Source organism: Pseudomonas sp. GW821-FHT09E04 (assembly GCF_059416185.1).
The window spans coordinates 1,169,042-1,182,317 of the sequence record NZ_JBWKOR010000001.1 but is presented as its reverse complement, the minus strand read 5'-3'; the positions used below and the strand labels follow the sequence as shown (position 1 = coordinate 1,182,317).

Below are 13,276 nucleotides of genomic sequence, written 5' to 3'. Positions count from 1 at the left end.
ACCCTGATTCACATGCAAAGGACGGTGCATGAAGCGCCGTCCACTTTCCCACGAGTATTCAAGAGGACTCCCATGCGTCTTATCCGCATGCTGCTGCCAGTACTGGCTCTGACCACCCTCACGGCTCACGCCGATGACAAGGATGTGGCACGCCTGACCCAATTGCTGGAAACATCCAAGACCCTGACCGCGAACTTCTCCCAACTCACTCTCGACGGCAGCGGCACCCAGTTGCAGGAAACCACCGGCGACATGACCCTGCAGCGTCCGGGCCTGTTCTACTGGCACACCAATGCTCCCGCCGAGCAGACCATGGTGTCCGACGGCAAGAAAGTCACCCTGTGGGACCCGGACCTGGAACAGGCCACCATCAAGAAACTCGATGAGCGCCTGACCCAGACCCCGGCCCTGTTGCTGTCCGGTGACGTATCGAAGATCAGCCAGAGCTTCGATATCAGCGCCAAGGAAGCCGGTGGCGTGATCGACTTCACCCTGAAGCCGAAAACCAAGGACACCCTGTTCGACAGCCTGCGTCTGTCGTTCCGCAACGGTCTGGTCAATGACATGCAACTGATCGACAGCGTCGGCCAGCGCACCAACATCCTGTTCACCGGGGTGAAAGCCAACGAAGCGGTCCCGGCCTCGAAGTTCAAGTTCGACATCCCGAAGGGTGCCGATGTGATCCAGGAATAAACACAGAGGTTTCAACGGTACGTGATGGATCTGTTTCGCAGTGCACCAATTGCCCAGCCACTGGCCGCCCGCTTGCGGGCGACCAATCTGGATGAGTACGTCGGTCAGGAACACGTGCTCGCTCGCGGCAAACCACTGCGCGAAGCGCTGGAGCAGGGTGCCCTGCATTCGATGATCTTCTGGGGCCCGCCGGGCGTGGGCAAGACCACCCTGGCGCGGCTGCTGGCGGAAGTCTCGGATGCGCACTTCGAAACGGTTTCGGCCGTATTGGCCGGGGTAAAAGAGATCCGTCAGGCGGTGGAAATCGCCAAACAGCAGGCTGGTCAGTACGGCAAGCGCACGATCCTGTTTGTCGACGAAGTTCACCGCTTCAACAAGTCCCAGCAGGACGCTTTTCTGCCTTACGTTGAAGACGGCACGCTGATCTTCATCGGGGCGACCACCGAAAACCCCTCCTTCGAATTGAACAACGCGCTGCTGTCGCGGGCCCGGGTCTACGTACTCAAGAGCCTCGACGAGGCGGCGTTGCGTAAACTGGTGCACCGCGCACTCACCGAAGAACGCGGTCTGGGCAAGCGCAATCTGACCCTCAGCGATGAAGGCTTCCAGATGCTGCTGTCCGCCGCCGACGGCGATGGCCGGCGCTTGCTCAATCTGCTGGAGAACGCTTCGGACCTGGCCGAAGACAACAGCGAGATGGGCACCGAGCTGCTGCAAAGCCTGCTCGGCGACACGCGTCGGCGTTTCGACAAGGGCGGCGAAGCGTTCTACGACCAGATTTCCGCGCTGCACAAGTCGGTGCGCGGCTCCAATCCGGACGGCGCGTTGTACTGGTTTGCGCGGATGATCGACGGTGGCTGCGATCCGCTGTATCTGGCCCGCCGCGTGGTGCGCATGGCCAGCGAAGACATCGGCAATGCCGATCCGCGCGCCCTGAGTCTGTGCCTGGCGGCGTGGGAAGTGCAGGAGCGACTTGGCAGCCCGGAAGGTGAGTTGGCAGTGGCTCAAGCTATTACGTATCTGGCTTGCGCGCCGAAAAGCAACGCGGTGTACATGGGCTTCAAGACCGCATTGCGGGCCGCTGCCGAACATGGCTCGCTGGAAGTGCCGCTGCACCTGCGCAACGCACCGACCAAGTTGATGAAACAATTGGGTTATGGCGACGAATACCGCTATGCCCACGATGAACCGGACGCCTACGCGGCCGGCGAAGACTACTTTCCGGAAGAGCTCGACCCCATCCCGTTCTACCAACCGGTGCCCCGTGGCCTGGAACTGAAGATTGGCGAGAAGCTCAACCACCTCGCCAAACTCGATCGTTTAAGCCCCCGGCAGCGGAGAAAATAGTGATTCGAACGATTCTTGCGGTGTCCGTGGCGGGCATCGCTGGTACATTACTGCGTTTCGCGGCTGGCAATTGGGTCAGCGCCAATTGGCCCCGGCATTTCTATGCGGCAACGCTGGCGGTCAATCTGGTCGGCTGTCTGATCATCGGCCTGCTGTACGGACTGTTTTTGACCCGGCCGGAAGTGCCGATCGAAATCCGCGCCGGTCTGATCGTCGGTTTTGTCGGCGGTCTGACGACGTTTTCATCCTTTTCACTGGATACGCTGCGTTTGCTGGAAAGCGGACAGGCCCTGATAGCCTTCGGTTATCTGGGCATCAGCGTGTTCGGCGGCCTGCTCGCGACCTGGGCTGGCCTGACTTTGACCAAACTTTGATAACGAGAAACCGACATGCTCGATTCCAAACTGTTACGTAGCAACCTCCAGGACGTAGCGGACCGCCTGGCTTCCCGTGGCTTTGCCCTGGATGTCGCGCGCATCGAAGCGCTGGAAGAACAGCGCAAGACCGTCCAGACCCGCACCGAAGCACTGCAGGCTGAGCGTAACGCGCGTTCCAAATCCATCGGTCAGGCCAAGCAGCGCGGCGAAGACATCGCGCCGCTGATGGCGGACGTCGAGCGCATGGCGGGCGAACTGAGCGCCGGTAAAGTCGAGCTGGACGCGATCCAGACCGAACTGGATTCGATCCTGCTGGGCATTCCGAACCTGCCGCACGAATCGGTACCGGTTGGCGAAGACGAAGACGGCAACGTCGAAGTCCGCCGCTGGGGCACTCCGATGGCCTTCGATTTCCCGGTTCAGGATCACGTGGCCCTGGGCGAGAAGTTCGGCTGGCTCGACTTCGAAACCGCCGCCAAGCTGTCCGGTGCGCGTTTTGCGCTGCTGCGTGGCCCGATTGCCCGTCTGCACCGCGCACTGGCGCAGTTCATGATCAACCTGCACGTCACCGAGCACGGCTACGAAGAGGCTTACACGCCTTATCTGGTTCAGGCCCCGGCGCTGCAAGGTACCGGTCAACTGCCGAAGTTCGAAGAAGACCTGTTCAAGATCGCTCGCGAAGGCGAAGCCGATCTGTACCTGATCCCGACCGCCGAAGTGTCGCTGACCAACATCGTGGCCGGCGAGATCGTCGATTCGAAGCAGCTGCCGATCAAGTTCGTCGCGCACACCCCGTGCTTCCGCAGCGAAGCCGGCGCGTCGGGTCGTGACACTCGCGGCATGATCCGCCAGCACCAGTTCGACAAAGTCGAGATGGTGCAGATCGTCGAGCCGTCGACGTCGATGGAAGCGCTGGAAAGCCTGACCGCCAACGCCGAGAAAGTCCTGCAACTGCTGGGTCTGCCTTACCGTACCCTGGCGCTGTGCACCGGCGACATGGGCTTCAGCGCGGTCAAGACTTACGACCTGGAAGTGTGGATCCCGAGCCAGGACAAATACCGTGAAATCTCGTCGTGCTCCAACTGCGGCGACTTCCAGGCCCGCCGCATGCAGGCGCGTTTCCGTAACCCGGAAACCGGCAAGCCTGAGCTGGTACACACCCTGAACGGTTCTGGTCTGGCGGTCGGTCGTACCCTGGTAGCCGTGCTGGAAAACTACCAGCAGGCCGACGGTTCGATCCGTGTGCCGGACGTGCTGAAGCCGTACATGGGTGGCCTTGAGGTCATCGGCTAAATGAAATATCTGCCGCTGTTTCACAACCTGCGCGGCAGTCGTGTGTTGGTCGTCGGTGGGGGGGAAATTGCCTTGCGCAAATCCCGCCTGCTGGCCGATGCCGGTGCGCTGCTGCGGGTGGTCGCACCTGAAATCGAAGCGCAACTGCACGAACTGGTTGCCGCCAGCGGTGGCGAGTGTCTGTCGCGCGGTTACGCCGAAACGGATCTGGACGGTTGCGGGCTGATCATTGCCGCCACCGACGATGAAGCCTTGAACGCGCAAGTTTCCGCCGATGCTCATCGGCGCTGCGTGCCGGTCAATGTGGTGGATGCGCCGGCGTTGTGCAGCGTGATCTTCCCGGCGATCGTCGACCGTTCGCCGCTGATCATAGCGGTCTCCAGCGGCGGCGATGCGCCGGTGCTGGCTCGACTGATCCGCGCCAAGATCGAAACCTGGATTCCTTCGACCTACGGCCATCTGGCCGGTCTGGCCGCACGTTTTCGCAATCAGGTCAAAAACCTGTTTCCGGACGTGCAGCAGCGTCGTGCCTTCTGGGAAGACGTGTTCCAGGGGCCGATCGCCGACCGGCAGCTGGCCGGGCAGGGCGCTGAAGCCGAACGTCTGTTGCAGGCGAAAATCGATGGCGAAGCGGCCGTGGCCACGGGCGAGGTGTATCTGGTGGGCGCGGGGCCGGGTGATCCGGATCTGCTGACTTTCCGCGCCTTGCGCCTGATGCAGCAAGCCGATGTGGTGCTGTATGACCGTTTGGTCGCTCCGGCGATTCTTGAGCTGTGCCGTCGCGATGCAGAGCGGGTTTACGTCGGCAAGCGTCGCGCCGATCACGCCGTGCCGCAGGATCAGATCAACCAACAACTGGTGGATCTGGCCAAGGCTGGCAAGCGCGTGGTGCGGTTGAAGGGCGGGGATCCGTTCATCTTCGGCCGTGGCGGCGAAGAGATCGAGGAACTGGCGGCCCATGGCATCCCGTTCCAGGTGGTGCCGGGTATCACGGCGGCCAGCGGTTGCGCGGCGTATGCCGGGATTCCGCTGACCCATCGTGATTACGCGCAGTCGGTGCGTTTCGTCACCGGGCACTTGAAGGACGGTTCCACCGATCTGCCGTGGGCCGACCTTGTCGCGCCGGCGCAAACGCTGGTGTTCTACATGGGCCTGGTGGGGTTGCCGATCATCTGCGAGCAGTTGATCAAGCATGGTCGTGCGGCCGATACCCCGGCAGCGTTGATCCAGCAGGGCACCACGGTCAATCAGCGGGTCTTCACCGGCACGCTGGCCGACCTGCCGCGTCTGGTGGCGGAGCATGAAGTGCATGCGCCGACGCTGGTGATCGTCGGCGAAGTGGTGCAACTGCGCGAGAAGCTGGCGTGGTTCGAAGGCGCTCAGGGTCAAATCTGACGACTCTGAAGTGATCGTTCCCACGCTGTGGGAACGATCCTGCTCTCAACCTTTGCGCCAAACCCCTTTCCCGCCCAACCGGTCCCGGTCATGGGCCACATTGAAATCCTGCTCCGGCCCCTTCGGCACAACCCCGGTCGGGTTGATGGTCTTGTGGCTGCCGTAGTAGTGGTTCTTGATGTGCTGGAAATCCACAGTCTCGGCAACGCCCGGCCACTGGTACATCTCACGCAGCCAGTTCGACAGGTTCGGATAATCGCTGATCCGCCGCAGATTGCATTTGAAGTGCCCGTGATACACCGCGTCGAAACGAATCAGCGTGGTGAACAACCGCACGTCCGCCTCGGTCAGGTATTCACCCGTCAGATAACGGTTGGCGCCCAGCAGCTGCTCCAGATGATCGAGTTCGGCAAAAACATCATCGAAAGCCTCTTCATAGGCGTTCTGCGAAGTAGCAAACCCGGCGCGATACACGCCGTTGTTCACGGCGGGATAGATCCGCTCGTTCAACGCATCAATCTCACCGCGCAACGGCGCCGGATAGAAGTCCAGATCGTTGCCGGTCAAGTCGTCGAAGGCGCTGTTGAACATGCGGATGATCTCCGCCGATTCGTTGCTGACGATGCGCTTGAGCTTTTTGTCCCACAGCACCGGTACGGTGACGCGGCCGGTGTAGTCGGCGGTGTCAGCGGTGTAGCGCTGGTGCATGAAGTCGAAGTGATCGAGTTTGTCGCCGGTCGAGCCGAGGTTCTGGTCGAAGGTCCAGCCGTTTTCCAGCATCAGCCAACTGACGACCGAAACATCGATCAGACTTTCCAGGCCCTTGAGCTTGCGCAGGATCAGCGTGCGATGCGCCCAAGGGCAGGCGAGGGAGACGTAGAGGTGATAGCGCCCGGCCTCGGCGGCAAAACCGCCTTCACCGCTCGGGCCAGGCTCACCGTTGCGAGTGACCCAGTTGCGACGCTGCGCCTGTTCGCGCTGGAACGCGCCGTCCTTGCTGCTTTCGTACCACTTGTCCTGCCAGCGGCCGTCGACGAGTAAACCCATGATCAAGACTCCGGAAACCAATAATCGTTGGAGCCGAGTCTATTCCGATGAGTTCGAACAAAAAGCGCAAAGATCGGGCGTGAATGATCGGTTAAATCGATTTGTTCCGTGCGGCCCAGTATTGCTCGGCAGTTTCGAAGGCTTGTTCGCGACTTTGGCCAAGGCCTCGCAGGGCCAGGGCCATGGTCGAAATCAGGGCCATTTGCGGATAGCTGTCGACCACGTCGCCACGCCAGACGGCCTTCAGATGCTCGACATCCAGCGACGCCGGTTTGACGTGGCGTTGCGCCGACAGCTGCGACCATTCCTCGTCCCAACTCTCGCCGCCGGTGGTGCCGTACAGGTGGCTGTCGGCATCCGGATTGATCTCGATTTCGCCGCCGTCACCCTTGATCACGATCGCCGTATCGCCGAGCAGACCGCTGGCATCGCGGTGCACCGCCTGATAGCCGGGGTGGAAAATACTCTGCAAGCCGCAACGCGCGCCCAACGGATTGAGGATCCGCGCCAGCGAATGAATAGGCGAACGCAGGCCGAGGGTATTGCGCAGATCGATCATTCGCTGCAGCTGCGGTGCCCAGTCCAACAGTGGCATGAACGCCAGGCCACCGTTGTCCAGCGCCGCGCCGACCTGTTGCCAGTTGCGGCACAGCGGAATGTTCAGTTCACCGAGCAGTTGTTCGGAATACAAACGCCCGGCGGTGTGCGCGCCACCGCCGTGCATGAAGATGCGCAAACCGTTCTGTGCCAGGCACTTGGCTGCCAGCAGATACCACGGCAGGTGACGTTTCTTGCCGGCATAGGTCGGCCAGTCCAGATCGACCTTCAGTGCTGGCGCCTGCAAGCGTTCACGCAGGGCTTCGGTGAAGCCGGCCATTTCCTCGGCGCTTTCTTCCTTGTGCCGCAGCAACATCAGGAAGGCACCGAGCTGGGTTTCTTCGACGGCTTCGTCGAGCACCATGCCCATGGCCTCCCGGGCTTCCTCACGGGTCAGGTCGCGAGCGCCGCGCTTGCCCTTGCCGAGGATGCGCACGAACTGGGCGAACGGGTGCTCGGCGGGCGTTTCGAGGGTCAGCGCTGGATAGTCGGTCATAGGCAATTCGTCGGTTTGGGCAGGCCCGCCAGTTTCGCGGCGAGTTTGGCAGGGGTGCCTTTGAACAGTCGGTTCAGGTGCAGGCTGTTGCCTTTCTCTGCGCCGAGCTTGAGCGCGGTGTATTTGATCAGCGGCCGGGTGGCCGGGGACAGCTGGAATTCGGCATAGAAGCTGCGCAGCAGTTCGAGGACTTCCCAGTGTTCGGCGCTCAGTTCGATGTCTTCGGCAGCGGCGAGGGCGCTGGCGACTTCGGCCGACCAGTCGTTCAGGTCGACCAGGAAGCCGTCCTTGTCCAGTTCGATGGCGCGGGCGCCGATGGTCAGCGCATTCATAGCCAGGAATTGACCTTGTCGTGGTGGATCGACAGTTCGACGAAGGCCGGGTAATCGATGGCTTCGGCCCAATCCGGAACCTGCACGGCGCGGGCTTGCGCGTCTTCGGCCAGAACGAAGAGTTTCACCCGACGGGTTTCCAGCGCAATGAATGGCGCGGTGCCAGGCTGCAACGCATAAGCGGCGTCGCCACACAGCAGCAGCGCATCGGCAGAACCGAGCAGGCGCAGGCAACTGGTCAGGCGTTCGTCGCCGAACGGGGAATGGGACAACACATGCAAAGTCGACATCAGAGGGTGATCACCTGGTCGTAACGGTCAATGAGGGCGGTGATTTCATCGGCGGCCAAAGGCTGAGCCTCCTCCAGCGAACGATCGCCGAGGCCGCGAGCACTGGCGCTGTCGGCGCAGTAGAACAGCGCTTCGACGCCGAACATCGGCAACGCTTGCAGGTTGGCGCTCAGGTCTTTCTGTTGCAGGGCCTTGGCGTTCTGCCCGGCGGCCAGTTGCAACACGCCGTCGTCGAGAAACAGCAGGCCGATCGGCAGATCGAAGGCGCCGCCGGCCAGCACGATGTCCAATGCTTCGCGGGCACCGGGGCCGGACCACGGTGATTGACGGCTGATAATCAGAAGGGACTTGGCCATGTCATGCGCCTCCGAAACAGATCAGACGGTCGGCATCCTGAACCGCGTCATGCAACTGGCCGAGGCCGGACAATTCCCACGGCGCGCTGACCGCCACGGCTTCACGCTGATAACGTCCGGCTTCCTCGGCATTCAACACGCCACGGCGCAAAGCGGCGGCGATGCACACCACACCGTCGAGGTTTTGTTCGGTGATAAACGTTCGCCACTGTTTGGGCAGGTCCAGTTCGTCCTGCGGCGTGACCACGGCGTCGGACGCGTTGTAGACACCGTCCTGATAGAAAAACAGCCGGACGATTTCATGCCCGCCGGCCAGCGCGGCCTGAGCAAACAGCAGGGCGCGGCGCGAGGAGGGCGCATGGGCGGCGGAAAACAACGCAATGGCGAACTTCATGACGGACTCGATCAGCAAAACTGCGGCCATGATAAAGCTTTCTCGGCGGGGCGGCGAAGTGGATGTTGCCGCAGACTTCAGCGCGGCATGTAACCCAACTGCCAGCGCCGGGGGATTTTCAGCGAGACCAGGCCGATCAACGCAGCCAGCAAACCGCTGGCGTACAGCGCTTTGAGCCCTAGGTGATGCTCCAGCACGGCACCGAGGATGGCGCCGATGAACATGCCGCTCCACGGCACCAGTTGCACGCGCCAGCCATTGCGCCGCTCGCCCATTATCCAGCGTCCCAGACCGCGACCGAACCGCGAGAGTGCACCGGTGACATAGGTCAGTCCGACCGCCAGACCGTTCACTTCTTCCACCGCGGCATTGAGCATGCCCATGGCGGTGATTGCCGCCAGCAGCGCCGGCAGTTGCACGTCTGACGGCCAGGCGGCGGCCCCGCAGAGCAGCGTCGCGATGCACAGCAGCAACGGCAGTGCGCGGCGCCTGCCGAGGCGACCGATCACCACGCCGAGGGCGTTGCCGAGGATGAACGTGGCGACCAGGATCACCAGCCGCAGCGTCAGACTCACATCGCCATCACTGATCGCCACCGCCAGCCGTGTGGTGTTCCCGCTCATGAATGAAACAAAGTCACCACTGGCCATGAAGCCGATGGCATCGGTCATCCCCGCCAGGACCGAGAGCGCGGCCACCATGGCCAGCCCTACGCGACCGCGCCATTTCTGCATATGCAAGTGGCCGGGGCTGGCGCGGTGAGTCGAGAGGGTTGGCAGCATTGGTGCGGATGTCCTTTCGTAGAGGTCAGGGTTCTATGCCATAAAGGTCGCAATATTCCAACCAGTCCATCCCGGCCATCTCCGCCACTTCCCGGTGCACTTCCAGGCGTTGCGCCTGATAGTCCTCGGGCGTTGCAGCGGTCAGTTGCAGCGTCAGTTCCCAGGCAAACAAGCCCTGGCTTTCGGCCTCGGCTTCGAAGGCTTCGTGCAGGCGTTCTTCGCGGTACTGTGCCGGGGTTTCGCCTTTGGCCTGGGCCAGCAACGGGTTGAGATGATCGAGGGCTTCGCGCACTTCAGGGTGTGCATCGAGAAACAGTTTCAGGGCATGTTCATGTCGCTGGTCGGTAGGCGCCATGGGGTTTCCTTGTGGGGCTGATGACCTTTAATGTGCCGCAGCGGCCGGCGGGTGTCGCGCTCTAAATGCAGTAAAGCAGAACGATTTTGCGCGTTGCGGTGATACAGTCCGTTTTTTTTCCGAATGAGCGAATGCAATGCGAATGCTGATGGTGGCACTGGCGGCAACCCTGCTGGCCGGTTGCGCGGGTTCGGCGATGGAAGACGCCCGCACGCAAACCCCTTACAAGGTCCTGAGCTCGGACAAACCCGAGAAAGTCGTGGCCCAGTGCGTGCAATTCGCCTGGCAGGACGAAGCGGTGTTCGGCGTCGATGCGGCGGCGTATCTGCAACCGGGCAAGAAGGGCGGTTCGACGGTCTACACCCGTTCGGCGGAGTCGTTTGTCGACGTGACCACGAATGCGTCCGGCACGGTGCTGAGCTACTACGCGCAGAAGGATGACTTTGTCGCCAAGCGCCGGCTGGCGGCGTTGGCGACCTGTCTGTAACACCTGGCGATCCGCGGGGGTCAGACGTCCAGACGCTTCTGGAAAAACATGCGTTTGTGCCCCGGCGGGTAATCCGACAACTCGCCAAACTGGCGATATCCCAGCTTCTTGTAGAACTCCGGCGCCTGAAAATCGAAGGTGTCGAGCCAGGCCCCGATGCAACCCTTCTCACGCGCCAGGTCTTCGGCCATGCGCATCAGTTTCGACCCGATCCCCTGGTGGCGACCCTGCTCCGGCACCGACAGCAAATCGACGAACAGCCACTGGCAGACCAACCGGCCATAGAGTCCACCCAGAATGGTGTCGTGTTCATCGCGTACCAGCAGCGTGAGCGGCTCCGATACGGCAATCCCGGCCTGAGCGACGTTGTAGGCGTGCAGCGGCGCCAGAATGGCCAGGCGTTCTTCTTCTGTAGAGTCTTGCGACAGCTCGATCCGTAAACTCATGTGCAACATCCTTATGGCAGTGAACCGGCAGCCTATCGCGCCTCGGTCAATTGATCCATCCCGGCATCGAACAGTTGGAACCGTCGCTCCAGCGTTGGGGTCTAGCCCTTGAAGGCGTTCATTCCGAATGCGTTTGCCTGGGAGAGTCCATGAATATTTTCGAAGCCCTTCGCGAAAGCCACGACCGGCAGCGCAGCTACGCCAAGACCTTGATCAAGACCAGCGGCGATACCCCGGAACGCGTCGAAGCCTACAAGCAACTCAAAGCCGAACTGCAGGCCCACGAAACGGCCGAAGAGCGCCACTTCTACATCCCGCTGATGGAGTTCGACAACGGCGTCGATCTCAGTCGCCACGCCATCGCCGAACACCATGAAATGGACGAAATGATGGAGGAGCTCGACGAGACCGAAATGTCCAGCCCGGCCTGGCTGGCCACGGCGAAAAAGCTCTCGGACAAGGTCCATCACCACTTGAAGGAGGAGGAGCAGAAGTTCTTCCAGATGGCTGGCAAGCTGCTCGACGACAAACAGAAAGAACAGCTCGCCGGGCAGTATGAAAAGGAGTTCAAGGCGCAGCTTCCCTGAGTTGGTGAATGCAGGTTTTTGTAATGACGCCGTGTAGGCTTTTTGCCATGCGTTGGGTGAGTGTCGTCGCAATGTACTGTATTTATATCCAGTATTTTCGGTGTTTTACGCATTTCACCGCCGCAGGCTGCGACAAAACCGCCGATGGACAAAAAATCCCCCTCCGTTAGCTTGAAGGCCTCTCCTCGGAAAGGAGAGTTCTTAAATCAACGGAGTGAAAAACATGAACCAACCACAAGCTCAAACCCAACTGCGACACGGTCGCGTCATTTCCCCTGCAAGCCGCGGTGCGGTGGCCATCGAACAAGGACTGCTCGGTGGCTGGCAGGTCAACGAGATGGAAGGTGGCAAGAACTTCCCGGCACTGGTGGCCGGCCCGTTCCCGGCGCCTTTCGAGTCGGATAACCCGAGTGTCGTGCCTCCGGCCGACGGCCACATTCTCAGCGGTGGCAAGGACGATGCCCGCGATTGCGTGAACTTCACCGACGAGGAAATGAGCAAGAAACTCGGTCGTCCGTTCACCTGGCCGCTGCTCAACGTCACCCCTGGCCAGACCCTTGAAGTCAAATGGGAATACACCGCGCCGCACACCACTCGCGGTTACCGCTGGCTGATCACCAAGGATGGCTGGGACCCGAAACAACGCATCACCCGTGCACAACTGGAAGCAAAACCGTTCGCCGAGGACTTCTATCCGCAAGTGCCGTACTACAGTCATGCGGCGGAGCTGAAGGCCAAGGTCAATCACGCGGTGAAACTTCCGGCCAACAAGCAAGGTCATCACGTTGTTGTCCTGATGTGGATCGTCGCCAACACCGGCAACGCCTTCTATCAGGCCTTCGATGTGGACTTCAAATAAGTCCGTAACACCCACCTACACGTTCTGAAGGATTAGAACATGTCAAATATCGACTTCACCTTATTGCAAAACCAGGCGAGCGACGCGGCTTCGCTGATGCCGAGCATCGCCGGCAAGAAAATCCTCATGGGCTTCTGGCACAACTGGCCGGCCGGCCCGAGCGATGGCTATCAGCGTGGTCAGTTCGCCAACATCGCCCTGGAAAACGTGCCCAAGGACTACAACGTGGTTGCGGTGGCGTTCATGAAGGGCAGCGGGATACCGACCTTCAAGCCGTTCAACGTTTCCGATGCCGAGTTCCGCCGCCAGGTTGGCGTACTCAACAGTCAGGGCCGGGCCGTGCTGATTTCCCTCGGCGGCGCCGATGCGCACATCGAGTTGCGTGCCGGGCAGGAGCAACCGCTGGCCAACGAAATCATCCGTCTGGTGGAGACCTACGGCTTCGACGGGCTGGACATCGATCTTGAGCAGAGCGCGATTGATTTCGCTGCCAACAAGACCGTCCTGCCGGCCGCCCTGAAACTGGTCAAGGATCACTACGCAGGCCAGGGCAAGCATTTCATCATCAGCATGGCCCCGGAGTTTCCGTACCTGACCACCACTGGCAAATACGTCGGTTACTTGCAGGCGCTGGAAGGCTACTACGACTTCATCGCGCCGCAGTTCTACAACCAGGGCGGTGACGGTGTCTGGGTACCGGAGGCCAACAACGGCAACGGTGCGTGGATCGCGCAGAACAACGATGCGCTGAAAGAGGACTTCCTCTATTACCTGACCGAAAGTCTGGTGACCGGCACTCGCGGATTCACCAAAATCCCTGCGGACAAGTTCGTCATCGGCCTGCCAGCCAACGTCGACGCCGCTGCCACCGGTTACGTGATCGACAAGAACGTGGTCGGCAATGCGATGAAACGCCTGGCGGTCAAAGGGCACCCGATCAAGGGCCTGATGACGTGGTCGGTGAACTGGGACAACGGCACCAGCAAGGATCGCGTGCCGTACAACTGGGAGTTCAGTCGGCGTTATGGACCGTTGATCAACGGCGCAGGAGCGGCCTCGCCGGAGCCTGATGTCGCGGTTGCGGACATGGCCCGCCAGCGGTAATCGAATAAAAAAGCCCGGTAGCGCTGCCGGGCTTTTTTT

The 13,276-nt window shown here is 61.1% G+C and carries 17 protein-coding genes and 1 pseudogene; 9 read left to right on the top strand and 9 right to left on the bottom strand.

The features are described from left to right. The first annotated feature begins 72 nt into the window (after window positions 1–72). From lolA to cysG, 5 genes are read left to right on the top strand one after another with little or no spacing between them, the layout of a single operon-like run. A complete protein-coding gene (gene lolA, locus AC07N4_RS05430; RefSeq protein WP_007958184.1) occupies window positions 73–693 on the top strand; it encodes an outer membrane lipoprotein periplasmic chaperone LolA in 621 nt (206 codons plus the stop codon). Between the two features lie 24 nt (window positions 694–717). Next, window positions 718–2,040, top strand: a complete 1,323-nt coding sequence (locus tag AC07N4_RS05425; RefSeq protein WP_102622713.1) for a replication-associated recombination protein A — start codon at window positions 718–720, stop codon at window positions 2,038–2,040. Next, complete coding sequence (crcB, locus tag AC07N4_RS05420) at window positions 2,040–2,414, top strand: fluoride efflux transporter CrcB (RefSeq protein ID WP_096822646.1); 375 nt, start codon at window positions 2,040–2,042, stop codon at window positions 2,412–2,414. Before AC07N4_RS05425 ends, crcB begins: the two co-directional genes overlap by 1 nt. Before the next feature lie 15 nt (window positions 2,415–2,429). Continuing rightward, window positions 2,430–3,710, top strand: coding sequence for a serine--tRNA ligase (gene serS / locus AC07N4_RS05415; protein ID WP_493065129.1), 1,281 nt, complete (start codon window positions 2,430–2,432; stop codon window positions 3,708–3,710). Next, window positions 3,711–5,105 carry a siroheme synthase CysG gene (cysG, locus tag AC07N4_RS05410; protein ID WP_493065128.1) on the top strand — a complete coding sequence of 465 codons (1,395 nt, stop codon included), beginning with the start codon at window positions 3,711–3,713 and terminating at the stop codon, window positions 5,103–5,105. It begins immediately after the preceding gene. 45 nt (window positions 5,106–5,150) lie between these two features. Here cysG and AC07N4_RS05405 read toward each other — a convergent pair whose 3' ends face one another. The 8 genes from AC07N4_RS05405 to AC07N4_RS05370 form a co-directional block, all read right to left on the bottom strand. Further along, on the bottom strand, window positions 5,151–6,152 hold the full coding sequence (locus AC07N4_RS05405; RefSeq protein WP_493065127.1) for a glutathione S-transferase family protein: 1,002 nt from the start codon (window positions 6,150–6,152) through the stop codon (window positions 5,151–5,153). 91 nt (window positions 6,153–6,243) lie between these two features. Then, entirely contained in the window at window positions 6,244–7,245 is a 1,002-nt protein-coding gene (locus AC07N4_RS05400) for a glycosyl transferase family protein (RefSeq protein WP_493065126.1), read from the bottom strand. After that, window positions 7,242–7,577 carry a TusE/DsrC/DsvC family sulfur relay protein gene (locus tag AC07N4_RS05395; protein ID WP_273535954.1) on the bottom strand — a complete coding sequence of 112 codons (336 nt, stop codon included), beginning with the start codon at window positions 7,575–7,577 and terminating at the stop codon, window positions 7,242–7,244. The genes AC07N4_RS05400 and AC07N4_RS05395 overlap by 4 nt, the downstream gene beginning before the upstream one ends. Then, window positions 7,574–7,867, bottom strand: coding sequence for a sulfurtransferase complex subunit TusB (tusB, locus tag AC07N4_RS05390; protein ID WP_493065125.1), 294 nt, complete (start codon window positions 7,865–7,867; stop codon window positions 7,574–7,576). The genes AC07N4_RS05395 and tusB overlap by 4 nt, the downstream gene beginning before the upstream one ends. Continuing rightward, window positions 7,867–8,223, bottom strand: coding sequence for a sulfurtransferase complex subunit TusC (gene tusC / locus AC07N4_RS05385; protein ID WP_493065124.1), 357 nt, complete (start codon window positions 8,221–8,223; stop codon window positions 7,867–7,869). Before tusC ends, tusB begins: the two co-directional genes overlap by 1 nt. Before the next feature lies 1 nt (window position 8,224). Then, the gene (gene tusD / locus AC07N4_RS05380; protein ID WP_493065206.1) at window positions 8,225–8,617 is read right to left on the bottom strand and encodes a sulfurtransferase complex subunit TusD; all 393 of its coding nucleotides are present in this window, start codon (window positions 8,615–8,617) and stop codon (window positions 8,225–8,227) included. A 77-nt stretch (window positions 8,618–8,694) separates the two neighbouring features. Continuing rightward, the gene (locus AC07N4_RS05375) at window positions 8,695–9,399 is read right to left on the bottom strand and encodes a YoaK family protein (RefSeq protein WP_102622706.1); all 705 of its coding nucleotides are present in this window, start codon (window positions 9,397–9,399) and stop codon (window positions 8,695–8,697) included. Window positions 9,400–9,424: 25 nt separating this feature from the next. Next, a complete protein-coding gene (locus tag AC07N4_RS05370) occupies window positions 9,425–9,754 on the bottom strand; it encodes a DUF6388 family protein (protein ID WP_096822638.1) in 330 nt (109 codons plus the stop codon). A 136-nt stretch (window positions 9,755–9,890) separates the two neighbouring features. Here AC07N4_RS05370 and AC07N4_RS05365 point away from each other — a divergent pair, with 136 nt between their 5' ends. Beyond that, window positions 9,891–10,241: a hypothetical protein gene (locus AC07N4_RS05365; protein ID WP_102622704.1), complete on the top strand. Its 351-nt coding sequence runs from the start codon at window positions 9,891–9,893 to the stop codon at window positions 10,239–10,241. Window positions 10,242–10,261: 20 nt separating this feature from the next. Here AC07N4_RS05365 and AC07N4_RS05360 read toward each other — a convergent pair whose 3' ends face one another. Continuing rightward, on the bottom strand, window positions 10,262–10,687 hold the full coding sequence (locus AC07N4_RS05360) for a GNAT family N-acetyltransferase (protein ID WP_493065123.1): 426 nt from the start codon (window positions 10,685–10,687) through the stop codon (window positions 10,262–10,264). Window positions 10,688–10,836: 149 nt separating this feature from the next. Between AC07N4_RS05360 and AC07N4_RS05355 the strand changes: the two genes are divergently transcribed. From AC07N4_RS05355 to AC07N4_RS05345, 3 genes and pseudogenes are all read left to right on the top strand, one after another. Further along, window positions 10,837–11,274, top strand: coding sequence for a hemerythrin domain-containing protein (locus tag AC07N4_RS05355; protein ID WP_273535945.1), 438 nt, complete (start codon window positions 10,837–10,839; stop codon window positions 11,272–11,274). 223 nt (window positions 11,275–11,497) lie between these two features. Next, window positions 11,498–12,133, top strand: coding sequence for a lytic polysaccharide monooxygenase auxiliary activity family 9 protein (locus AC07N4_RS05350; RefSeq protein WP_192558391.1), 636 nt, complete (start codon window positions 11,498–11,500; stop codon window positions 12,131–12,133). Between the two features lie 39 nt (window positions 12,134–12,172). Further along, window positions 12,173–13,201: pseudogene (locus AC07N4_RS05345) on the top strand (chitinase); the annotation flags it as partial. Window positions 13,202–13,276 lie beyond the last annotated feature (75 nt).